Raw genomic sequence first — 23,058 nt, 5'->3', positions numbered from 1 at the left:
TACGGCCGGGAACAACGGTGGGGCTGTACGAGGAACAACGCACATGGAAAGCCAACACATGAATGATTCCGGAAACGCCACGATGGCCACCGGTCGGATCCTCTTTGTAGGAGCTGGACCGGGTAACCCGGATCTCCTGACCGTCCGCGCTCGCGACGTGCTGGAAAACACCGCATACGCGTGGGTCGATCCCGCAGTGACTGTGGGCATACGTCGGCTCATCGCGCAGCAGGTCGAGGTGCCAATCCACAAGGTAGAGGCCGCCGAAGCGGAGTGGGAAAGCAAGGTCAAGGCAGCCAAGGAAGCTGGCGCCCGCCGCAAGCCACCCAAGCCGGAACCACCTAGCGCTGCGGAGATCGTGCTCGCAGAACCGGATACCGAAGACGATCAGCATCGCACGACAGCGCAAGAGATGATCGATCGCGCGCTCCACGGCGATGACGTGATTCGTTTGGTAGCAGGTAACCCCCTGAGCAATGAGGCTGTTATGGCCGAGCTGCAGGAGGTTGCTGCGCTCGCCGCACCTGCCAACGTGGAATTCCAGGTCATCCCCGGAATGACTGGGGCAGCTGCTGCTCCAGCGTTTACCGGCATTGGTGTGGGACCAGACGTGACTGTCGCCGACGTCCGCGAAGGAGCGGACTGGGACCAGCTGGCCAGCGCTGGACTGCCCCTGATCCTCACCGCAGCTCCCAGCAACCTGGCGGGAGTGGCCAACGAACTCAAGCATCGCGATATCCCTGGCTCCACCCCGGCCACGGTCACGGTGCATGCCACCACTCGTCGTCAGCGTAGCTATGACGTGACCTTGGATACCCTCAAGTCCATCGCCGCTGCCTCCGGCCCCGCGGCAAAGGATGGCGATCTGCCAGATGAACTGCTGGTCACCATCGGTTCGCAGGCGGATCCCGCGCAGCGCTCCAAGTACTCCTGGTGGGAAAACCGCGCGCTCTACGGTTGGACCGTGCTGGTGCCTCGCGCCAAGAACCAGGCTGGTCCCATGAGCGCGCGCCTGGCTGGCCATGGTGCCATCCCCGTGGAGGTTCCCACCATCGCCGTGGAGCCGCCGCGCAGTCCAGCCCAGATGGAACGCGCCATTAAGGGTCTGGTGGATGGTCGCTACCACTGGATCGTGTTCACCAGCGTCAACGCGGTGAAGGCAACGTGGGACAAGCTCGCCGAGTTTGGGCTGGATGCCCGCGCCCTCGCCGGCGTGCGCGTGGCGGCAGTGGGTCCAAAGACCGCCCAGGCCGTCCGCGACCTGGGAATCACCCCGGAGTTGCTGCCGAGCGCCAACGCGCGCAACGCCTCCGGCTTGGTCGATGTATTCCCCGCCCATGATGAGGACCTGGATCCCGTGGATCGCGTGCTTCTGCCACGCGCGGACATCGCGACGGAAGTGCTGGTGGAAGGCCTCATCGAGCTGGGATGGGAAGTTGACGACGTGGTGGCTTACCGCACCGTCCGCGCCGCGCCACCGAGCCCGGAGATCCGCGACATGATCAAGACCGGCGGATTCGATGCGGTGTGCTTCACCTCCTCGTCCACCGTGAAGAACCTCGTGGGCATCGCGGGCAAGCCGCACACGCGCACCATCATCGCCTGCATTGGCCCGATGGCAGCTCAGACCGCCAAGGAACACGGCCTGCGCGTGGATGTCATGCCGGAGCACGCGGGTGTGGAAGACCTCGTAGATGCGCTGGCTGAACACGTAGCGGAGCTGCGCGCTGCGGGACAGTTGCCACCGCCGCGGAAGAGGCGGCGTCGTCGGAAAAACGGCGTGAGCAACCCCGCAACCGTGACGGAAAATGCGGCCTCCGGCGCTGCCACCCCTGTCTGATTCTCCAGACCGCCGGCGGGACTAGCATGGAAAGCATTATGACTAGCTCCGATGCTTTCACTCCGTTCCGCCGTCCCCGCCGGCTGCGCACCAACCCCGTGATGCGCAATTTCACCGCGGAGACGGACCTCAACCCCAACCGTTTTGTGCTGCCCATGTTCGTGGCAGATCGCGCAGAATCCGATGGCCCCAAGCCCATCTCAAGCTTGCCGGGCGTGGTGCAGCACACCGAGAAGTCCCTGCTGCACGCAATCGAGGAAGCCCTGGAAGCGGGAGTAGGCGCGGTGGATCTGTTCGGCGTGCCGAAGGAAGAGGACAAGGATCCCAGCGGCAGCGCCGGAATCGCTGAAGATGGCGTGCTCAACCGCGCTCTGAGGTCCGTCCGCAAGCAGTTTGGTAACGACATCCTGGTGATGGCGGACACCTGCTTGGACGAGTTCACCGACCATGGTCACTGTGGTGTGTTGGGTACCGATTCTTTCGGTGAGACGATTATTGATAACGACGCCACACTCGATGCCTACGCCGATTTGGCTGTGGCCCAGGCCAATGCTGGTGCCCACATCGTCAGCCCCTCCGGCATGATGGACGGCCAGGTTCGCCGTATCCGCGAAGCCCTTGACGAGGCCGGTCATGAAAACGTGTCCATCATGGCCTACTCCGCAAAGTACGCGTCCAGCTTCTACGGCCCATTCCGCGAGGCAGTGGGATCCTCTTTGGAAGGCGACCGCAAGCAGTACCAACAGGATGCCCGCAACGTTCGAGAGTCCTTGTTGGAGACCCAACTGGATATTGACGAAGGCGCGGACATGGTCATGGTCAAGCCCGCGATGCCTTACCTGGATGTGCTGCGGGAAGTGGCGGACATGTCTCCTGTGCCTGTGGCTGCCTATCAGATCAGCGGCGAGTACGCGATGATCAGCGCTGCTGCGGAAAGGGGATGGATCGACTTGGATGCGGCGATCATGGAATCCATCACGGGTATCCGCCGCGCAGGTGCGGACATCGTGCTGACCTACTGGGCAACCAAGGCAGCGCAGATGCTGCGCAAGGGCTAGCGGTCCGCACAATCAGCGGGCTGGGCATGTTCCCAGCTACTGCAGCCCCAACTGCATGCCGGTGGCGCTGAACACCGGCTCTAGCAGTGCAAAATCCGTGATGTAGTCATTGGTTCCGCCATCGTCGCTGATCGGGGAACCAGACAGAATTCCCAAAGCAGCCACCCGGTTTCCGCCCAGCTTGATGTACAGCGGCGAACCGGAATCTCCGGTGAGGCTGAACAAGTTTGTCCGCACCATCGACCCGTTCCAGGAAATGATCGGCCCACAGGTTTCCTTGGTGCGGAATCCCATCTTGCACACCATCATTCCCGCGTGCAGATCCGCCGGCCCCGCCAAGGTGGTGACGTCATAGCGCCCACCAATGCGCGCGTCCGTACCGATGCCCTCCTCAAGGGACAGCGCGGAATAGTCCGTTTCTCGGTCTTCTGCGATCGGCGCGGGCTCCGGGACGTGCTCGGTGCCGTAGCGCTGGCTATCTTCCCCGATTTCCACATCCCAGCTGCCCAGCGGCTGCATGGAATCCCACTGTCCGAGAGGACGAACGGGATAGCCAGACGCATCGGTGGACCACTCCACGTAGCCGTCATCGTCGGCCTCCATGCAATGGCCTGCGGACAAAGCGGCAGGCTGGGAGGAGCCGATGTAATGCCCCAGGAAGGAAAGGGTGCAGACTGATTCGCCATCGATGTCTATGGACATGCCTGGCGTCGGGACGGAAAAATCACCCCACGCATCATCTGGGTAGGCACGGGGCGCACCGGAAAAATGAGTGAAGCGCTGCACCGCATCGTTTTCTTGCGCCTGGAAGTCCGGGTCGAGCGAATCGAGCAGGTAGGTATCCGTGCCGCGGTTGTCGTCTTGGTAGGGGAAAGGCGCGTCGTACAAACCCCGGGAGTTGAGTGCGGCGATGGTCTCCGCCGCCGAAGACGCGGGCTGACCCACGCGAGGGGCAGCCGCCTGAGAACCAAAGAAACCGCCGACAAACATGCAGCTCGCCACGATAAAAACACCCAGCGCTGCAGAAGCGGCCACGGTCCATACAGGGTGGTTTCTGGTCCACCCCACAAACGTGGTCCGCGGGCGCTGCGGCACAGGAGGCATCGGAGGAAAGCTGGTCACCACAGAAAGGTTAATCCGTGCAGCGGGAATCCGGGCATTCGAAGGGGCAACTTGTCCGCACTACAAGTAGGCTAGACACTCGTATGAGCAGCAAAATGGACAAAGAAGAGCTGAAGCCGCCGAAGGTTGGGCGGAAAGACGGGCTCGCCAAAAACCTCAAGGGTGCGCCGGAAGATGTGCGCCTGGGCGTGATGATGTGGTGGAGCGTCGCCGGAATGCAGGTGGTCTACGCGCTGGTGCAGTTCCTGGCCAACATCGTGGATCCACGAGCGCTGAAGACTCAGCTGCAGGAACAAGGAGACGGCCTCGGCAGCATGAACGGCGTGCTGGGCGAGGGAGATGTCACCGATCACGTCATGGCCATGAACGTATCCATGCTGATATGGATGCTCGCCGCCGCGGCACTGTGCGCGTGGCTGACCTACCGCGCCGGGCGTGGAGGTCCGTACTCCCGCTTGTTCCTCAACGTTGGATCCGTGTACTTGGCCCTGCAGGCTGTGCTGTTGCTCTTCGGTAGCTCGCCAAACACCATGCCGGTGGCGTTCGTTCTGCTGCTGGGCATCCTCGCCATCCTGTCCGGCGTGGCCGCGATGCTGGGCGTGTGGTTCATGTCCCGCCCGGACAACAGTGAATGGCTCGGCATTCCTGATTCCGCAGAAGTGGAAAAGTATGCGGAAGCTGTGGAGCGGCGTCGAAAAGAAGAACGCGATGCCAAAAAGGCCCGCAAGGAAGCCAAGGAACGCGAAGACAACAACCATCCGCACAATCACAGCGGCTCTCGCCCTCGCGATCGCCGCTAAACCTGGAGAACCGCACCCATGCCTTCCATGTTTCCGTCGATGGCCCCCAGCGCCGATGACCGCAACCGCAGAACCACAGCCTGGCAGCCAGGAGATCCCACCCCACGCATCGTGCTGATCGCCTCGGTGCTGTTCGTGGTGGTGGGCGTGCTCATGATCCTCAGCGGGTACCTGAACTTGACCGTGGAGTGGAGCCGGGAGCCGACTAACGCTGAGGAAGCCGAGCGCATGGAATTTGTGCGCCGTAACGTGCAGATCTTGGGTGGCATCAACGCGGTGCTTGGATTGTTGGTCACCTGGCTGAGCTTCAGCTTGCGGCTGGGTTACCGCGGGCGCCGTCGCATCTTGCTGTGGGTTTCTTGCCTGGCCATCATCTTCATGTTGCTGGGGTGGGTCTTCGGATTCACCGGTCCCGGGCAGGCTGTCCTTGCCCTGGTATTGGCGATTGCGTGCCTGATGGCTTTTCGTCCGGCTGCGGATCCTTTCTTCGACGCCGGACACCGCCTCGAAGCACCCGTGGAAGGTGACGGCACTCTTCCCGGAGACATCGTGCGGGACTAATCCCCGCAACATAGATTGCTGTGGAGATACTGCCCTTAGAATAAGAGGCACTTTCATGTAAAGTGCAGCGGATAGTTTCGCTGCGGCGATCCATGAATTGCAGTGAAGAAAGGCAAGTAGCCAGTGGCTGAGTACGGTGCAGGGCACGCAGGTGTGCGGGGGATTCCCGAGGCCGCGTTCGATGGAACCTCAGCCGCGGATTCGCACGGCCGAGAAGGCACCGTGGAATCCGTTGAGCGCGCCATCCAAGATGCGAGAACCGCGGCCAAGGTTGCGGGCTTTGACATGGACAAGGCCGCGGATATGGCCTCCGAGGAGCGCGAGAAGTTCCGTAGGAGTAAGGGCTTGTCCAGCTTCGCGTTTCGCCTGGAAGGCCTGGAATCTGCGGTAGATGCTACCTCGCTGGAGGTGGATCTCAATGCGATGCCTGGCGTGGAAGCGGTGGTGGTGTACGCCTCCAAGATGGCGTGGGTTTCCGCTGAGGAGTACGTGCACCCCTCCGAGCTCCTGGAGCACATGCGCGCGATGGGCGTGGAGGGCTGGATGACAGCCTCCACGCTGCGCCGCCGTTCGGAGCGCTTGGACCTGCAAGAGAGCCGGCGCCGGATGCGTAAGCATTCGCATGCCAAGGACCCGTCCCGTCTGTTGGCGAGTACGCGCACGCGTGGTGCGGAGCCTTCGCTGGTGGGGCACCGGGTGCGCAATCCTTTTGATAGCACTGAGGTTTTGCACACGGCGCGTGACCTGATCACCAATCTTCGTTTGCTTGTTGCCGTGTTGTTTGGCCTGCCGGTGGTGGCCTTGGATGTGGTGCTGGATTGGCAGTTCGACGGCTGGCAGTGGGTGTCTCTGGCTCTTGCTACCCCGGTGGTGACGTGGTGTGCGTGGCCTTTCCACCGCGCGATGCTCGGCGGTTTGCGCCGTGGGCTTTCGGCTTTGGATGGTGCGAGTTCCACGGCGATCGTGCTGGCGTATCTCTACTCGCTGTACGCGCTGATTTTTACCGAGGCCGGGGACATTGGATGGCATTCTCACCTGGTCTTTATGACCCGCGAGTGGGCCGCCGATGACGTGAGCGATTCGATGTTCCTGGACGTGGCCTGCGGCGTCACGGTGTTCTTGCTGTTCGGTCGCCTTCTTTCCCGACGCAACCAACTGCGTTCCAAGGCCATTCTCCACGTGCCCACTAACGCCTTTGAGGCGGATGTGTTGGTGGTGCGCAAATCTAAGAAGGGTGAGGTCACCAAGTCCATGGTGGCTCCCACGGAGCTGCGGCGTGGCGAGGACATCATTATTCCCCGTGGGGGGTGGGTGCCCAGCGATTGCGAGGTAGTTTCTGGCAAATCGATGGTGGATATGGGGCCCGTGGGTGGCGCGCATCGTCGCACCGAAGTTTCCGTGGGGGACCGGGTTTACGCGGGTGCACGGAATGCGGGGGCCACCCTGAAACTGCGCGTGCAGCAGACCGGTTCCAAGACCCGCTTGGCGGCGATGGAACGTTGGCTGCGCAACGCTATTCAGGACGAGAACCGCTTCACGCAGTTGGCGAACCGCTCCGCCAGTTTGTTGGTGCCGTGGGCGATGGCGATTGCCATCGTGAACTTCTTGGGCTGGCTGGCTATTTTTGGATCGCTGGATGCGGCCGTGGCTAGTTCTTTGTCCATCATGGTGGCGGTGGCTCCCGTGGCCTTGGCCTTGTCTGCGCCACTTGCGCTGCGCCTAGGCCTAGCTCGTGCGGCATCCCAGGGTGTCCTGATGCGGGAAACTGGGACGATTCACCAGTTGGCGCTCGTGAACTCGATCGTGTTTAACCGAGTGGGCACGCTGACTACCGGGCCGATGCAGGTGATTGGGGTGACTCCTGCTGCTGGGGAAAACTCAGACTTGGTGTTGCGTGTTGCTGCTGCGTTGACCATGGAATCCGAGCATGCGGTCTCTCGCGCGATTGTCCGCGCGGATCGCGAGGCTCGCGATGCCAATGCAGGTGGCGACGAGATTCCGCACTGGCTAGAAGCTGGTGAGGTGACCGTGAGCAACGACGGTTCTTTTGAGGGTGTCGTGGATATCCCGGTGGCGGGAGAGATGCGCCACGTTCAGGCTTCACTGTGGCGCCCTCGGGACATGGGCGAGATCAAGGATCACCGCTTGGCGTCGGCCGCGCTCTCCGGTGGCACTCCGGTGTTCGTGCGATGGAAGGGAAAGGATCGCGGAGTTATCCTTATTGGTGACTCTTTCCGGGACGATGCTCCGGATGCCATTGACCGCCTGGAAGAGATGGACATTGAAACGTTCATGCTCTCCCGCGACATGTACCGCGTGGCACGTCGCATAGCTAACTCCCTGGGCATTTCCACGGTGTTGGCAGGCATCGCCCCGAACCGCAAGGAAGCCACCGTCCGCAGCCTGCACGCCCGGGGAAATCACGTGGCGATGGTCGGCGATCGAGACAGCACCCTCGCGCTGCGCGCCGCTGATGTGGGCATCCTCATGGCCGGCCACTCCAACCTGGATACTGTCTCCGTCAGCACCGCAGACGTGGTGGTCATGCGCGATGATGTCAAGGCTCTGCCAGAGGTCATCAACTTGACCCGCCACGTGCGCAATACCGTGGACTGGAACATCTGGTTGACGTGGGGATACAACGCACTGGCCATCGCCCTGGGAATGTTCGGTGTCCTGAATCCGCTACTGGCTCCGGTGGCGATGCTGGCCAGCTCCGCATTGATCGAGTGGCGTTGCGCGCGTGTGGTGCGCAGGAACTTCGATGATTCCCTGCTGAGCCACACACACTCCTGGCAGGGTCAGCTGCAGCGCATGCGGGCGCTGCGTCAGCTGAAGAAGCGCCAGGAGCTGCGCGCTCAAGCACGAAATTATGCGCGTGAAGAGACCCACGATCCGCATATGGATCAACCCGCCACCATAGCGGCAGCTGAGGCAGCCAGCGTCAAGGCGTCGGACTAAGGGAGCTACCCTCGCGAACCGAAATCAAAGGGAAACTACACTGGGGAACAAACGGCCCCCAACTTTCCTAAGGAGTAGGACTCTTCGTGTCTGACTCAACCGGTTCGAACTTTGACCACAGTGCCAGCGCCCACTCGATGCAGCGCGCGCAGGCCTTGATCCCCGGCGGCGTGAATTCGCCGGTCCGCGCATTCGGTTCCGTCGGTGGAACCGCGCCGTTTATTACCAGCGCCGAGGGCTCTCGCCTCCACGACGAGGACGGAAACTCTTACGTTGACCTGTTCTGCTCCTGGGGTCCGATGATCCACGGCCACGCACACCCGCAGATCGTGGAGGCCGTGCAACAGGCAGCGGCCAAGGGTCTGAGCTTCGGCGCTGCGACCACTGCCGAGGTTGACCTCGCACAGGAGATCGTGGACCGCACGTCCGTGGAGAAGGTGCGTCTGGTCAACTCCGGCACTGAAGCCACCATGTCCGCGACTCGTCTAGCCCGCGGCTTTACTGGGCGCGACAAGATCCTGAAGTTCGAAGGCTGCTACCACGGACACGTTGATTCCCTACTGGTAGCGGCTGGTTCTGGCGTGGCTACTTTCGGACTCCCAGACTCCCCGGGCATCACCAAGGGAGCTGCCGCAGACACCATCGTGGCCCCCTACTGGGACATTGATGCCGTGAAGAACGCCTTCGCCGAGCACCCCGGTGAGATCGCCGCCATCATCGTGGAGGGCACTCCCGGAAACATGGGCACCGTCTCCTCCGTGGACGCGGACGGAAACTCGTTCAACGCTCAGCTCAAGGAAATCGCCCACGCCGACGGCGCGCTGCTCATCGTGGATGAAGTGATGACCGGATTCCGCGTCAGCCGCCAGGGTTGGTTTGGAAAGGACCAGGTGGCGGGAGATCTGACCACCTTCGGCAAGGTCGTCTCTGGCGGCTTGCCGGCCGCAGCCTTCGGTGGCCGCGCAGACATCATGGACCACCTGGCGCCCGTGGGCTCCGTCTACCAAGCCGGAACGTTGTCCGGAAACCCGGTGGCGGTGGCTTCTGGTTTGACCTCTTTGCAGCTGGCCACGGAAGAGACCTACCGCACGCTGGATAAGAACGCGGACACCGTGGCCACGCTGGTTTCGGATGCACTGAGCAAGGAATCCGTGGCCCACCACGTGCAGCGCGCGGGCAACATGTTCTCCTTCCGCTTCGGCCCAGAAGAAGGCAAGAACTTCGCTGATATGCAGGCAGCGGATACTTTCCGCTTCCCGGCGTTCTTCCACGCCATGCTGGATCACGGAGTCTTTGTTCCACCAAGTGTGTTTGAGACCTGGTTCGTCTCCACCGCGCTGACGGACGAGGATTTCACAGCTATTGAGAACGCAGCCGCACACGCCGCGAAGGCCGCTGCACAGGCGAGCGCTACTTAGGTTCTAGGCGTAGCGAGGGGGTAGGGTCGATACTCATGACCACGATTGTTCACCTCGTTCGACACGGCGAGGTCCATAATCCAGCGAAGATCCTCTACGGCCGTCTCGAGGGCTACCAGCTCTCCGAGCGCGGACGGAACATGGCACACGCAACGGCCACTGACCTGGCCGATCACGATGTGACCTTCCTAGGAGTCTCGCCGATGCAGCGCGCGCAGGAGACCGCCCAGCCATTTGCTGAGAAGCTCGGGTTGGACATCACCACGGATGAGCGTCTCATCGAGGCCGGCAACATGCTGGAAGGCCTGCACATCAAGGGAGCCCGCAGCGCGCTGTGGAACCCCAAGTATTGGCCGCTGCTCAAGGATCCATCCCTGCCCAGCTGGGGTGAGCACTACACCGACATCTGCGAGCGCATGTGGGATGTCATCGACGATGCCCGGGATAAGGCACGCGGACATGAGGCCGTGCTGATCTCTCACCAACTGCCGATCGTGATGATCCAGCGTGACGTTCAAGGCCTGTCCTTGGCCCACAATCCAGCCGCCCGACAGTGCGAGCTGGCCTCGGTGACCTCCTTGGTCTTCGGCGGAGCTGACCTGACAGACCTTTACTACAGCGAGCCCGCGCAGAAGATCTAAGCGCCTGATAAAACCTTTGATGCACCTCGGAAAAAGAGTATCTACCAGGAAGTATGCATGTTTGAGATCAAGAAGTTCATCGCGGTGCTGACCCTCGTGGCCACGGCCGGAACCCTCGTGGCTTGTGGTGAGGAAAACACCGCTGGAGGCAACGCCGTGGCCATCGGCGGCACATTTGAATTCGTCTCTCCAGGTGGCCAGACGTCCATTTCCTATCCCCCAGAGGATCGCGAAAAGATTGGCAACATCAACGGCGTGAACCTCATCACGGATGAGGAGATGTCCCTCGATGAATTCGACGGCCAAGTGGTGGTGTTGAATTCTTGGGGTCAGTGGTGCGGTCCGTGCCGCAGCGAGTCCGATGATCTGCAGCGCGTGCACGAGCGCATGCAGCAGACCGGCAAGGGCACCCTGCTGGGCATCAACGTGAAGGACTTTTCCCGTGCGAAGGCGCAGAACTTCGTCAAGGACAACGGCATCACCTACCCCTCCCTGTACGACCCGCCGTTCAAGTCTGCACTCGCCTTGGGTGGCGTGCCTACCTCGGTGATTCCCACCACCATCGTGCTGGATAAGCAGCATCGCCCGGCGCACATCTTCCTGCAGGAAGTCACCGAGGATCAGTTGTGGGACGTGGTGGAACCCATCCTGAATGAGGATGCGTAGATCACGGTGGATAGCTACGTGGATTCCTTTGTGATGGCCCAGGACATCGGCCAAACCTTTGCAGAAACCGTCTCCGCTGGCCCCATTCTCCTGGCGTTGCTGGCGGCCGCTGCCGCAGGATTGGTTTCTTTCGCCTCTCCTTGCGTGATCCCGCTGGTGCCGGGCTATGTCTCCTACTTGGCTGGCGTGGTGGGCGCGGACACGGATTACACCGCTGAAGGAACCAAGGTCAAGGACAAACGAGCACAAGTCGCCAGCGCGGCGCTGCTGTTCGTCTTGGGCTTTACCGTGGTGTTTGTGCTGGCCACGGTCACCGTCTTCGGAGTGATCAGCACGCTGATGATCAACCAGGAAATGTTGATGCGCGCCGGTGGCGTGGTGACCATCGCCATGGGCGTGATCTTCATGGGCTTTATCCGCCCACTGCAGCGGGACACCCGCATGGCGCCCAAGCGGTGGACCACTCTAGCCGGTGCGCCGCTGCTGGGAGGCGTCTTCGCGCTGGGTTGGACCCCGTGTCTTGGCCCCACTCTGGCCTCGATCATCTCTGTCTCCGCTGGCACGGAAGGGGCCACCGCCGCCCGCGGGGTGGCGCTGATCATCGCGTACTGCCTCGGACTGGGCATTCCCTTCATCCTCGTAGCGTTCGGCTCCTCCCGGGCACTGCGCGGCGTGGACTGGCTGCGCCGCCACTCGCGGATTATCCAAAGGATCGGCGGAGCGCTGCTCATCATCGTGGGAATTTTGCTTCTCACAGGACAGTGGGCGACGATCGTGGAATGGATTCGCGTCGCTTTCATTTCTGACACGACATTGCCGGTCTAAGCGGCGTCGGAAAAGGACAACAACATGATGAAAAAGATCCTGCGCTTGCCGAAGGCCGGCTGGCAATGGCTTACCAAGATGAGGACCGCTTTGGTGCTCATGGTGCTGTTGGCGCTGGCCGCAGTGCCTGGTGCACTGTTGCCGCAGCGCTCCCTGAACAAGGATAAGGTGGCGGAGTACATTTCCGCCAACGGCAAGACCGCGGAGATTTTCGACAAGCTGCAGCTGTTTGATGTCTTCAGCTCCACCTGGTTCGCGGCCATTTACGTGCTGCTGTTCGTGTCTTTGATCGGCTGTATCCTTCCGCGCTCGTGGGATCACTACAAGGCACTGCGCACGGCGCCACCACGGGCGCCGAAGGTACTGAGCCGTTTGCCAAACCACGTGGTGGGCGAGGTGGCGCAGCCAGAGGACAAGGTCAAGGACTCGCTGCGCACGGAGTTCAAGAGCTGGACCTTCCATGAGACAGAAGCCAAGGATGACCGTGCCGGTGCGTGGTCGCTGTCCGCAGAGAAGGGCTACTTGCGTGAGTTCGCCAACCTGGTATTCCACCTAGCGTTGGTGGGCATTTTGGTTACGGTGGCCGCGGGACGTCTGCTGTACTACGAAGGCCAGGTCATCGTGGTGGCGGGCAGCCAGAACTCTCAGTTCTGCAACTCGGCCGTGTCCAACTTTGATTCCTTCCGCTACGGTCCGATGTTCGACGGTACCGGCCTGACCCCGTTCTGCGTGAACATCAAGGACTTCAACGCGGAGTACTTGGACAACGGCCAGGCCGTGCACTTTGAGTCCAACATCGATTACGCCGATGCCGAGACGGCGATGCTGCCTACCGATCAGTGGGAGCACGACGAACTGCGGGTGAACCATCCGCTGCGCATTCTGGGCGATCGCGTCTACCTCCAGGGTCACGGTTACGCGCCGACGTTCACCATCACGTGGCCGAACGGGGAGAAGGTCACCGAGACCACCCAGTTCCGCCCTGATGACTTGACCTATTTCTTGTCTTCGGGTGCGATGCGCTGGGATCCTCCGGCGGACATGTACCCCGATCTTTTGGATCGACGCCAAAACCAAATCTCTATTCAGGGTCTATTCGCCCCCACCGCGGAGTTCACCGGCGATAATGGCGCACTGCTGAGCTCTAGCTTTCCGGCGATGAATGACCCTGCGGTGGCGATTGACGTTTATCGCGGCGATACCGGGTTGGATGCAGGGCGCAGCCAGAGCATCTTCTCGCTGGATTCGGCGCAGCTGCACAACGGTTCCATGCAGAAGCTGGATCGCGTGAACCTGCGTGAGGGCGAGGACGTGGAACTGGACGATGGTACAAAGATCCGCTTCGATGGCGCCCAGGAGTTTGTGAACCTGCAGGTCTCCCGCGATCCGACGGTGCTGTGGGTGCTGGGCTTTGCGCTGTTGATGCTGGTGAGCCTGGTGGGCTCGCTGCGGATCAAGCGTCGTCGTTTCTGGGTGCGCCTGACTCCGACAGAAGAGGGCAACACCCGCGTGGAGATCGCGGGACTGTCTCGCACGGATTCCGCCGGCTGGGGCACTGAGTTCAACCGCAAGGCGGAGAAGATTCTGGGTCTGGATGATGAAGAGCTGGACGAGGAATTTGATGCCGATGCGATGGATTGGGACGATTCCTACGACGATGGTCTGGATGAGGCGATCAGCTGGGCCCGCGGCGAGCAGGATTAGCAGGCCGGGCAGAGTGAGTCCAGCAGGGTAGGGGCTTGTTCGCTCCACACTTCAGGGCTAATTTTATGAGAGACACAAAGACAACCGGTTGGCTACCTGCGCGGATGCGTAGGGCCTGGCCGGTGAGAATGTAAGGATCATGGGAAACAACATCATCGACCAAGACCTCGCGGCTCTTTCGGACAATGCGTTCCGTGCCGCGGTGATCGTCTACCTGCTGGCTCTTGCGGTCTCGCTGGTCCACTACGCCATGGTGCACTTGGCGGCGGAGAGCCGTCGGGAACGTGCCCGCGCGCTGAACTCCGCTGGAGTGGGTGCGTCTACGCGCAGCAAGGTCTCCGTGGGGGCCGGTTCCGGTGCCGGGGATAATTCCGATTCGACCAACCATATTGATCTGGCTACGCGGGACGATTCGGATTTGCCGAAGAATCTGCAGGCTGATTACATCGTGGCTCGCGTGCGCCGGGCGGATAAGTTCGGTGGCGTGGCGCAAGCACTGGTCTGGTTGGCCATCGCTGTGCACGCGGCGCAGGTGGTGCTGCGCGGTTTGGCTGCGGGCCGTTTTCCGTGGGGCAACCTGTTTGAGTACGTGACTGTGGTGACGTTGTTTGCCATGGTGATTTCCGCTGCCGTGGTGCAGCGAAAGTCCGTGCGCGTGATGTGGCCGTGGCTGTTGACCCCTGTGGTGGCGCTGCTGTTCTACGCGGGCACCAATCTGTATGCGGAGACCGCACCAGTGGTTCCGTCCTTGCAGTCCGGTTGGTTCCCGATCCACGTCTCCACCGTGTCCATCGGTGCGGGCATCGGCATGTTGTCCGGTATTTCCTCCCTGATGTACCTGCTGCGTACGTGGCAGCCCAAGGGCAAGGAACAGGGATTCTTTGGCGTGATCGCCTCGCCGTTGCCGGATGCGCAAAAGCTGGATTCGCTGGCGTACCGCACTGCTGTGTGGGCGCTCCCCGTGTTCGGTTTGGGCGTGGTGTTCGGCGCGATCTGGGCGGATGCCGCATGGGGCCGTTTCTGGGGTTGGGATCCTAAGGAGACCGTGTCTCTGATGACGTGGATGCTCTACGCCGTGTACCTGCACGCGCGCGCCACCCCGGGTTGGCGTGGTCGCAAGGCTGCGTGGATTAACGTCATCGCTTTTGCCACCATGGTCTTCAACCTGTTCTTCATCAACATGGTGGTCTCTGGACTGCACTCCTACGCGGGTCTGAACTAGCGAGATGACGGAGCCGATGAGTCCACAGCCGCGCCCCGCGGCCACCGCGCCTCGTGCATTCGCCCATTTGTTGGTGACTGGTGGCGCGGGATTCATCGGCTCTAATTTTGTGCATCGCACGTTGCAGACGCGGCCCGAGGTGCACGTTCATGTGCTCGATGCGATGACGTATGCGGCGCAGCCGGCGAATTTTCTTTCCGACGCCACACTCCCCCTGGAGCAAGCTTTTCCCGGTCGTTTCCACTTCACCCGCGGTGACATTGCGGACGCTGACGTGGTGGATCAGGCCGTGGCCAGCCTGGCACGTGCCGCGGCCGATGGTGCTGCCGCGATCGTGCACTTTGCCGCGGAGAGCCATAACGATAACTCCCTGTTGGATCCGGGAATCTTTGCGCGCACCAATGTGGAGGGCACGGTCAATCTGGCCACTTCGGCGGTCAAGCACGATGTGCACTTGCACCATGTGTCCACGGACGAGGTCTTCGGAGACTTAGCTCTGGACGATCCGCAGCGCTTCACGCGGGAGACTCCTTACGCTCCGTCTTCGCCCTATTCCGCTTCGAAGGCCAGCGCGGATCACTTCATCCGCGCGTTCGTGCGCTCCCTCGGATTGCGTGCCACCATCTCCAACTGCTCCAACAATTACGGGCCACGCCAGCACCCAGAGAAGTTCATCCCCCGGCAGATCACCGGCCTCATTGATGGGCACAAGCCACGCCTGTACGGTGCTGGCCACAACGTGCGGGACTGGATTCATGTGGATGACCACAACGATGCTGTGTGGGCGATCCTCGAGCGGGGAGAGCAGGGGCAAACGTATTTGATCGGCGCTGATGGCGAGCGCAGTAACCTCCAGGTGGTGACCGACCTCCTGCGGATTTTCGATCGCCCTGCGGATGATTTCATCCACGTCACGGACCGTCCGGGGCATGACCGGCGTTACGCCATTGACCCGTCCAGTATTCAAGAGCTGGGGTGGGCTCCTGCCTATACAGACTTTGCTGCGGGACTCGCGGCCACGGTGCAGTGGTATCGGGATAATCGGCAGTGGTGGGAAGAGGCGAAGGTGGCGTCGGAAGAAAAATACCGCGCCACCGAACGGCCGCTATAAAACACGAAGGCCCGGCGACCAGTGCATAGCGCACCGGTGCCGGGCTTTCGTACACTGCGTTGAACTTAGAGTTCTCGCTTGTGGAGATCGCTTGGCGTGACCGCCAGGGCGATTAAGGAGATGGCACACAGGGCCATCAAGTAGATGCCAATGGCCCACGTGCCGCCGTAGCTCTCCAGCAGCAGCTCGGCGATCATGGGGGCGAATGCGCCGCCGATGATCGCGCCGAGCGCATAACCCACGGAGACGCCGGAGAAGCGCACGGAACGGGGGAACATTTCGGCATACATCGCGGACTGCGGGCCGTAACTCAGCGCCAGGCCAGGGACGAAGAGCAGCAGGGCCAGGCCGAACATCCAGATGTTGGCGCGATCGATGAGCATCCAGACAGGGATGGTCAGGACGAATAGCAGGATGTAGCCGATGGCGAAGGTCTGGGTGCGGCCGATCTTGTCTGACAGGGAGCCGGACCAGAAGGTCAGTATTGCCCAGAGAATGGCCGCGATGATCACCGCGAGGAAGACCTCAGTTTGTGGCAGACCCAACTTCTTGGCTGCGTAGGAGCCCATGAAAGCGATGATCATGTAACCACAGGCGTTATTGGCGGCGAAGATGAACGCGGCCTTCAGTACCGTGCCGGTGTGAGTGCGCAGGAGGTCGCGCAGAGGTGCGGAGGACTCATCGGCGCGCTCCTGGATCTCCTGGAAGATCGGGGATTCGGAGACGCGCGAGCGGACGATGGCACCCACGATGACCAAGATCACGGAGAACAGGAACGGGATGCGCCACGCCCAGTCGATGTAGGCTTCCTTGCCGAACAAAGCCGTGAGTAGCAGCAATACTGCGGTGGCCGCGCCCAAGCCCAAGGGCACGCCGATCTGCGGGTAAGAGCCGTAGAGGCCGCGCTTGCCATTCGGAGCGTGCTCGACGGCCAGCAGGGCAGCGCCGCCCCACTCGCCACCGGCGGAGAATCCCTGGATGATGCGCAGGATAATCAGCAGAATTGGGGCGGCCATGCCGATGGCGGCATGGGTTGGCAAAAGTCCGATCAAGGCGGTGGCAAGACCCATGAGCACAAGGGTCAGAGCCAAAATTCGCTTGCGTCCGTAGCGATCGCCCAGGTGGCCAGCGATGGCTGCGCCTAGCGGGCGGAACAGGAAGCTGATGCCCAAGGTGGCCCAGGAGATGATCTGGGCGAGGGCCTCGTTATCGGAGGTGGCAGGTGCGAAGAACTGCGCGCCGAAGACAAGACCGGCAGCCTGGGCGTAGATGAAGAAGTCGTACCACTCGATCGTGGTTCCTACCAGCGTGGCTCCCAGAATCTTGCGTTCTTCGCGTTTGCGAGCGGGCGCAGAAAGTGGGGCGGATGCCGAGTGCGAGTCGGAGTGCGAGGCCGAAGGCGCGTTGGGTGATGCAGACATGACTAGTGAATTTATCAGGGCTATATCAAGTTGTTATAAAAATGGAAAAATTGCGACGGGCAGGAAAAGCCCAGCATATGGTGAGGATTTCCTAAGTTAGTATTGCCTATGTAAAGTTAGTTCATACTTACTTGTCGAGAGGCGAGTAAAGATCAACCGATGATCACCTGACGTTTCCAGTCATTAGGTTCACTTTCAAAGGATTTAACAACTCACCATGGCACACAAGCGCTTCACACTTGTCGCAACCATTCTGGCCTCCAGCCTGGCTTTGGCCGGGTGCTCGTCTGCAGGGCAGGACTCCGCAGATGGCAGCAACTCCGCTGATTCCGCAGGGCAGACCATTGAAGTTCAAGACAACCATGGAACGCAGACGGTACCTGTCTCGCCAGCTGCTGTTGTGGCGACGGATAACCGCAGCTTTGAAATCCTTGACCAGTGGGGTGTGGACCTCGTAGCTGCGCCTAAGCCGATCGTTCCGCGAACCGTTGATAACTACAAAAACAACGAGGACATCGTGGATATCGGCAATCACCGCGAACCGGACCTCGAGGCCCTGGTTGCTACCCAGCCGGATCTCATCGTCAACGGCCAGCGCTTCGCACAGCACTATGAAGACATCCGCACGCTGAACCCCGATGCGGCCATCGTGGAATTGGAGCCACGGGACGGCGAGCCCATGGATCAAGAGCTCATCCGCCACACCACTGCGCTGGGAGAGATCTTCGGCAAGCAAGACGAAGCACAGCAGCTGGTCGATGACTTCCAAGATGCTCTGGAACGTGCCAAGCAGGCATACGACGGACAGTCTTCCGTGATGGGTCTGAACGTCTCCGGTGGAGAAATCGGCTATGTGGCTCCATCGAAGGGCCGCTTCTGGGGACCAATCTTTGACTGGCTGGAGCTCAAGCCAGCACTAGAGGTGGACGATGCTTCCACCAGCCACACAGGAGATGACATTTCCGTGGAAGCGATTGCGGAGGCTAACCCAGCGTGGATGCTGGTCATGGATCGTGACGGCGCCATCAGCGAGGCTGACAAGCCCGAGTACATGCCCGCACAGGATGTCATCAAGAACAACGATGCCCTGCGTGACGTCCAGGCCGTCAAGGATCAGCAGACCCTGTTCGCACCGGTTGATACCTACACCAACGAAAACATCATCACCTACACCGAAGTTCTCAACAATCTGGCGGACGCCTTCGAAAAGCACAGCGCTTAACGGAGTTCGCTGACCTTCCCCGCCCTCGTTCTTTTTCGGATTCTCCATGTATTCAGCCCGCCCAGCTAGCAGCACTGCAAGCAGCGTCAACCAGCCCAGCACTACTCCCCGCACCACCCGCGCAGCCCAGCTGTTCGATAAGAACCTGCTGATCGGCATCGTCGTGGTGCTGGGGCTGCTGGCTGTGTCTTTGACGGTCGGCGAGTACAGCATCCTGGAAGGCGAACGGGGATGGGAGATGTTCGGCATCACCCGCGTGCCGCGCACCATCGCGCTGGTGCTGGCGGGTGCGGCCATGGCGATGTCCGGGCTGGTGATGCAGATGCTGACGCAGAACCGCTTTGTATCTCCCACCACCACGGGCACTACGGAATGGGCTGGTCTGGGGTTGCTAACCGTGATGGTGCTGTTCCCAGGAGCCTCGATTCTGGCCCGCATGGGCGGCGCGGTGGCGGCGGCCTTCGTGGGAGCGATGGTGTTCTTCCTCATTCTCCGCCGCATCTCTTTGCGCTCGTCGCTGGTGGTGCCGATCGTCGGCATCATGTTGGGTGCCGTGGTCAGTGCCGTATCCACCTTCTTCGCCTTGCAGACGGACATGCTGCAATCGCTGACCATCTGGTTTGCAGGCAGCTTTACCTCTGTCTACAAGGGACAATACGAATTCCTGTGGATCGTCCTGCTGGTCGTTGTGGCCGTGTTCTTCCTTGCTGATCGCCTGACCATCGCCGGCCTTGGCGAGGATGTGGCGACCAACGTGGGGCTGAACTACCAGCGCGTGGTGTTCGTGGGCACCGGGCTGATCGCCATTGCGACGGGCGTGGTGACTGTGGTGGTGGGGAACTTGCCGTTCCTCGGCCTCATCGTTCCCAACGTGGTCTCGATGCTGCGCGGGGATGATCTGCGCTCCAACTTGCCGTGGGTGGGTCTGGCAGGCATCGCGATTGTTACCGCCTGCGATATCCTCGCGCGCTTGGTCATCTCGCCGTTTGAAATCCCCGTGTCCGTGGTGCTGGGCATTGTGGGCGCGGTTGTCTTTGTTGTCTTGATTGTTAAGCAGGTCAACCGTGGCTAATTTGCTCGACGTCACCTCCGCTCCCTCCACGTCTCGCCGCACGCAGGGGCGCTCTGGCGCTTTCCACTCGTCTCGCGTGCGCAACCGTTACTGGGCTTTGTTGATTGTCTTACTGATTGCTGCCGTGGGGTGCGGCGGTGGGCTGCTGGCCTACGGCAACCCCATGCCCGTGGGAACACCACAGTTCTGGCTTCTGGCTGAGCGCCGATTGAATTCCGTGATCGCCATCGCCGTAGTGGCGGTGTGTCATGCGCTGGCCACTATTGGTTTCCAGACGGTGACCAACAATCGGATTATCACGCCCTCCATCATGGGATTCGAAGCGCTGTACGTGGCCATTCACACCACCACCGTCTTCATTGGTGGTGCCACGGGACTGATCGCTGCGCGCACACTGGGCACGTTCGTATTCCAGATTGTGCTGATGGTGGGCCTGGCACTGTTGCTGTACGGATGGATGTTGACCGGCAAGAACTCCAACATGCACGCGATGTTGCTGATCGGAGTGGTTATCGGCGGAGGTCTTGGTTCCCTATCGACCTTCATGCAGCGCGTGCTCACTCCCAGCGAGTTTGATCTGCTCACCGCCCGCTTGTTCGGCTCCGTCAATAACGCAGATCCGGATTTCTATCCCATCGTCATTCCTGTGGTGCTGTGCGCCGGTGCGCTGCTCATAGCCACGTCCTACAAGCTCAACGTGCTTGCGTTGGGGCGGCATGCCGCGGTGAATCTGGGGCTGCGCCACCAAGCGCTTTCCATCTATGTCTTGGTGTTGGTCACGGTGCTGATCGCCGTATCCACGGCTCTGGTGGGGCCCATGAGCTTCCTCGGATTTTTGGTGGCCACCCTGACGTATCAGCTCGCGGGCACGTCGGATCACCGCTACCTGTTCCCGCTGTCCGTAGTCATTGGTTTCGTGGTGCTTGCAGGGGCATATTTCCTGATGAATAACGTCTTTTCTGCTCAAGGCGCGGTATCTATCATCATCGAATTGGTGGGTGGAGCACTGTTCTTAGTGGTACTTCTGCGAAAGGGGTCACTGTGATTTCTCTAGACAAGGTCTACAAGCAGTACGGCGAGGAAACCGGCATCGGTCCGGTGAGCCTGGACATCCCCGCGGGTGGCATCACGGCATTCATTGGACCCAACGGTGCCGGAAAGTCCACCCTGCTCACCATGATCGGTCGCCTCCTGGACATCGATGAGGGGGTCATTGATGTGGCGGGGTTTGACGTCGCTAATTCAAAATCGAAAGACCTGGCCAAGGTGCTGTCCATCCTGCGGCAGGAAAACCACTTCATCACCAAGCTCACGGTTCGCCAGCTGGTCGGCTTCGGGCGGTTCCCGTATTCACAGGGTCGGCTGACGAAGAGAGACGAAGAAATCATCTCGCAGTACATCGATTTCTTGGGTCTCACCGCGCTGGAAAATCGATACCTGGATCAGCTCTCTGGCGGCCAGCGGCAACGCGCCTACGTGGCCATGGTGCTGTGCCAAGAAACGGACTATGTGCTGCTGGATGAACCGCTGAACAATCTGGACATCGCCCACTCTGTCCAGATGATGCAGCACTTGGCGAGTGCGGCGCGGGAGTTCGGTCGCACCATCTTGGTGGTGTTGCACGATATCAACTTCGCTGCCCGCTACGCAGACCACATTTGTGCCGTCAAGGATGGCAAAATCGTGGAGTTCGCGGAGGTGAGCACCATCATGAATGAAGAGACGCTGACGCGAATTTTCGATACGCCCGTGAGCATCCTCGATGGCCCTCACGGCCCGATTGCCTGCTACCACTAGCGTGTGCGCGGATCGTTGTCCCGGGCAGTCGATAGAGTAGGGGGCATGACTTCCAGCGAGAATGCCTTGGACTTTTCCGCCGCGGACATCGAGCCCGGCAGCATCACCCCTTTGCCCATCAAGGGCGCGTGGCTGTACACGCCACGAGTGGTTGGGGATGACCGCGGCAGCTTCCACGAGTGGTTCCGCACCGAGCAATTCACTGAGCACTTGGGATACCCCTTTGACGTGGCCCAGGCGAACCTTTCGCGTTCGCAGAAGAACGTGGTTCGCGGAATTCACCTGGCTGAGGTCCCCCCTGGCCAGGCCAAGTTCGTGACCTGCGTGGCAGGATCCGTGCGTGACGTCCTGGTCGACGTGCGCAAGGGCTCGCCAACCTATGGCAAGCACGTGGTTATTGAGTTGAATGCGGAGAATAACGCGGGTGTGTTCGTGCCCCTTGGCGTCGGGCATGGATTCACGGCAACCTCCGACGAGGCCACCGTGAGTTACCTGGTCACTGAGGCCTACAACCCGGAGCGTGAGTTCGAGATCAATCCTTTCGACGCCACACTCGCCATCGACTGGGGCATCGCGCAGGACCAGGCTGTGCTCTCTGAAAAGGATGCGGCAGCGCCAGAACTGTCTGCGGTCACTGACCGTTTGGCCACGTGGAACGACGTGCGCGGATGGGAAAAGGAATTGCGTGACGCCTGGCAGGAGGCGCTGCACGCCGCCGATGAGTGGGAAGAAGCTGCGGACGAGTGAAAGGCATCATCCTGGCCGGTGGGACGGGTTCCCGCCTATGGCCCATCACCGAAACGCTGTCGAAGCAGCTAGTTCCTGTCTACGACAAGCCCATGATTTACTACCCGCTGACCACCCTGATGTTGGCGGGAATTCGCGAGATCTTGGTGATCACGCGCGCGGAAGACGCGGAGCAGTTCCAGCGCTTGCTGGGTGACGGCTCCCAGTTTGGCGTGAGCATCACCTACGCGGTGCAGGATGCGCCGAACGGGCTGGCGGAAGCGTTCATCGTGGGCGAAGACTTTATCGGCGAGGATTCCGTGGCGTTGGTGTTGGGAGACAACATCTTCTACGGCGCTGGTCTAGGCACACAGTTGCGCCGCTTCGCTGAGCCAGATGGCGGCACCATCTTTGCCTATTGGGTGGCAGAGCCACAGGCTTATGGAGTGGTGGACTTTGATGAGCAGGGCAAGGCCTTGAGCATTGAGGAAAAGCCCGAGGAGCCCAAGTCTCAATTCGCTGTGCCTGGCTTGTACTTCTATTCCAATGACGTGGTGGACATCGCTAAATCGCTGGTGCCGAGTGCGCGGGGCGAGCTGGAAATTACCGATGTGAACCGCCGCTATTTGGAAGAAAACCGGCTACACGTGGAGGTTTTGCCACGTGGCACGGCATGGCTGGATACGGGCACGGTGGATGATCTGGCGGCGGCCGGAGACTTCGTGCGTGCCATCGAAAAGCGGCAGGGTCTGAAGGTCAGCTGTCCTGAGGAAGTCGCTTGGCGGATGGACTACATCTCGGATGACGATTTGGCAGCGGCCGCCGCGCGTTTGGCGAAGAGTGGCTATGGCCGCTACTTGGAAGACTTGTTGAAGCGAGGTAAGCGCTAGA

General features: G+C 60.9%; 20 protein-coding genes. 18 read left to right on the top strand and 2 right to left on the bottom strand.

Annotation, left to right across the window (positions count from 1 at the left end; genetic code table 11):
• Positions 1 to 58 precede the first annotated feature (58 nt).
• Together IM764_RS04790 and hemB are read left to right on the top strand one after the other, a co-directional pair.
• Positions 59 to 1,840 (top strand): uroporphyrinogen-III synthase, encoded by a 1,782-nt coding sequence (locus tag IM764_RS04790; protein ID WP_194187191.1) that lies wholly within the window; start codon positions 59 to 61, stop codon positions 1,838 to 1,840.
• Positions 1,841 to 1,878: 38 nt separating this feature from the next.
• Entirely contained in the window at positions 1,879 to 2,898 is a 1,020-nt protein-coding gene (hemB, locus tag IM764_RS04785) for a porphobilinogen synthase (protein WP_194187093.1), read from the top strand.
• Between the two features lie 36 nt (positions 2,899 to 2,934).
• Here the strand turns inward: hemB and IM764_RS04780 are convergent, their stop codons facing one another.
• Positions 2,935 to 4,020: a hypothetical protein gene (locus tag IM764_RS04780; protein ID WP_194187092.1), complete on the bottom strand. Its 1,086-nt coding sequence runs from the start codon at positions 4,018 to 4,020 to the stop codon at positions 2,935 to 2,937.
• Positions 4,021 to 4,103: 83 nt separating this feature from the next.
• Here IM764_RS04780 and IM764_RS04775 point away from each other — a divergent pair, with 83 nt between their 5' ends.
• The 10 genes from IM764_RS04775 to rfbB all read left to right on the top strand — a co-directional run bounded on the left by IM764_RS04775 (position 4,104) and on the right by rfbB (position 15,929).
• On the top strand, positions 4,104 to 4,820 hold the full coding sequence (locus IM764_RS04775) for a hypothetical protein (RefSeq protein WP_194187091.1): 717 nt from the start codon (positions 4,104 to 4,106) through the stop codon (positions 4,818 to 4,820).
• 18 nt (positions 4,821 to 4,838) lie between these two features.
• Positions 4,839 to 5,381 carry a hypothetical protein gene (locus IM764_RS04770; RefSeq protein WP_194187090.1) on the top strand — a complete coding sequence of 181 codons (543 nt, stop codon included), beginning with the start codon at positions 4,839 to 4,841 and terminating at the stop codon, positions 5,379 to 5,381.
• A 123-nt stretch (positions 5,382 to 5,504) separates the two neighbouring features.
• Positions 5,505 to 8,342, top strand: coding sequence for a cation-translocating P-type ATPase (locus tag IM764_RS04765; protein ID WP_288801923.1), 2,838 nt, complete (start codon positions 5,505 to 5,507; stop codon positions 8,340 to 8,342).
• Between the two features lie 86 nt (positions 8,343 to 8,428).
• Positions 8,429 to 9,760, top strand: coding sequence for a glutamate-1-semialdehyde 2,1-aminomutase (gene hemL / locus IM764_RS04760; protein ID WP_288801922.1), 1,332 nt, complete (start codon positions 8,429 to 8,431; stop codon positions 9,758 to 9,760).
• A 35-nt stretch (positions 9,761 to 9,795) separates the two neighbouring features.
• Entirely contained in the window at positions 9,796 to 10,401 is a 606-nt protein-coding gene (locus IM764_RS04755; RefSeq protein WP_194187089.1) for a histidine phosphatase family protein, read from the top strand.
• A 57-nt stretch (positions 10,402 to 10,458) separates the two neighbouring features.
• Entirely contained in the window at positions 10,459 to 11,067 is a 609-nt protein-coding gene (locus IM764_RS04750; RefSeq protein ID WP_228073337.1) for a TlpA disulfide reductase family protein, read from the top strand.
• Positions 11,068 to 11,100: 33 nt separating this feature from the next.
• On the top strand, positions 11,101 to 11,892 hold the full coding sequence (locus IM764_RS04745) for a cytochrome c biogenesis CcdA family protein (RefSeq protein WP_099298566.1): 792 nt from the start codon (positions 11,101 to 11,103) through the stop codon (positions 11,890 to 11,892).
• A 24-nt stretch (positions 11,893 to 11,916) separates the two neighbouring features.
• Positions 11,917 to 13,596 (top strand): cytochrome c biogenesis protein ResB, encoded by a 1,680-nt coding sequence (locus tag IM764_RS04740; RefSeq protein ID WP_194187088.1) that lies wholly within the window; start codon positions 11,917 to 11,919, stop codon positions 13,594 to 13,596.
• Positions 13,597 to 13,735: 139 nt separating this feature from the next.
• Positions 13,736 to 14,818 carry a c-type cytochrome biogenesis protein CcsB gene (gene ccsB, locus IM764_RS04735; RefSeq protein WP_194187087.1) on the top strand — a complete coding sequence of 361 codons (1,083 nt, stop codon included), beginning with the start codon at positions 13,736 to 13,738 and terminating at the stop codon, positions 14,816 to 14,818.
• A gap of 16 nt (positions 14,819 to 14,834) precedes the next feature.
• On the top strand, positions 14,835 to 15,929 hold the full coding sequence (gene rfbB, locus IM764_RS04730; RefSeq protein WP_194187086.1) for a dTDP-glucose 4,6-dehydratase: 1,095 nt from the start codon (positions 14,835 to 14,837) through the stop codon (positions 15,927 to 15,929).
• Between the two features lie 65 nt (positions 15,930 to 15,994).
• On the opposite strand, the gene IM764_RS04725 is transcribed toward rfbB, so the two are convergent.
• Positions 15,995 to 17,350, bottom strand: coding sequence for an MFS transporter (locus IM764_RS04725; RefSeq protein ID WP_194187085.1), 1,356 nt, complete (start codon positions 17,348 to 17,350; stop codon positions 15,995 to 15,997).
• A 217-nt stretch (positions 17,351 to 17,567) separates the two neighbouring features.
• Between IM764_RS04725 and IM764_RS04720 the strand changes: the two genes are divergently transcribed.
• Genes IM764_RS04720 through rfbA form a run of 6 tightly spaced genes read left to right on the top strand, consistent with a single transcriptional unit; the run spans position 17,568 to position 23,057 of the window.
• The gene (locus IM764_RS04720; RefSeq protein ID WP_194187084.1) at positions 17,568 to 18,572 is read left to right on the top strand and encodes a siderophore ABC transporter substrate-binding protein; all 1,005 of its coding nucleotides are present in this window, start codon (positions 17,568 to 17,570) and stop codon (positions 18,570 to 18,572) included.
• Between the two features lie 46 nt (positions 18,573 to 18,618).
• Entirely contained in the window at positions 18,619 to 19,644 is a 1,026-nt protein-coding gene (locus IM764_RS04715) for an ABC transporter permease (protein ID WP_194187083.1), read from the top strand.
• Between the two features lies 1 nt (position 19,645).
• Positions 19,646 to 20,689: an iron chelate uptake ABC transporter family permease subunit gene (locus IM764_RS04710; RefSeq protein ID WP_228073372.1), complete on the top strand. Its 1,044-nt coding sequence runs from the start codon at positions 19,646 to 19,648 to the stop codon at positions 20,687 to 20,689.
• A complete protein-coding gene (locus tag IM764_RS04705) occupies positions 20,686 to 21,441 on the top strand; it encodes an ABC transporter ATP-binding protein (RefSeq protein ID WP_099298316.1) in 756 nt (251 codons plus the stop codon). The genes IM764_RS04710 and IM764_RS04705 overlap by 4 nt, the downstream gene beginning before the upstream one ends.
• 45 nt (positions 21,442 to 21,486) lie before the next feature.
• Positions 21,487 to 22,188 (top strand): dTDP-4-dehydrorhamnose 3,5-epimerase, encoded by a 702-nt coding sequence (rfbC, locus tag IM764_RS04700; RefSeq protein WP_194187081.1) that lies wholly within the window; start codon positions 21,487 to 21,489, stop codon positions 22,186 to 22,188.
• Positions 22,185 to 23,057 (top strand): glucose-1-phosphate thymidylyltransferase RfbA, encoded by an 873-nt coding sequence (gene rfbA, locus IM764_RS04695; protein WP_194187080.1) that lies wholly within the window; start codon positions 22,185 to 22,187, stop codon positions 23,055 to 23,057. The genes rfbC and rfbA overlap by 4 nt, the downstream gene beginning before the upstream one ends.
• Position 23,058 lies beyond the last annotated feature (1 nt).

Origin of the sequence: Corynebacterium sp. ED61 (assembly GCF_015233855.1) — a bacterium.
Lineage (GTDB): Bacteria > Actinomycetota > Actinomycetes > Mycobacteriales > Mycobacteriaceae > Corynebacterium > Corynebacterium dentalis.
Note: the sequence above shows the minus strand (reverse complement) of the source record. Positions and strands in the feature narration are given on the sequence as shown.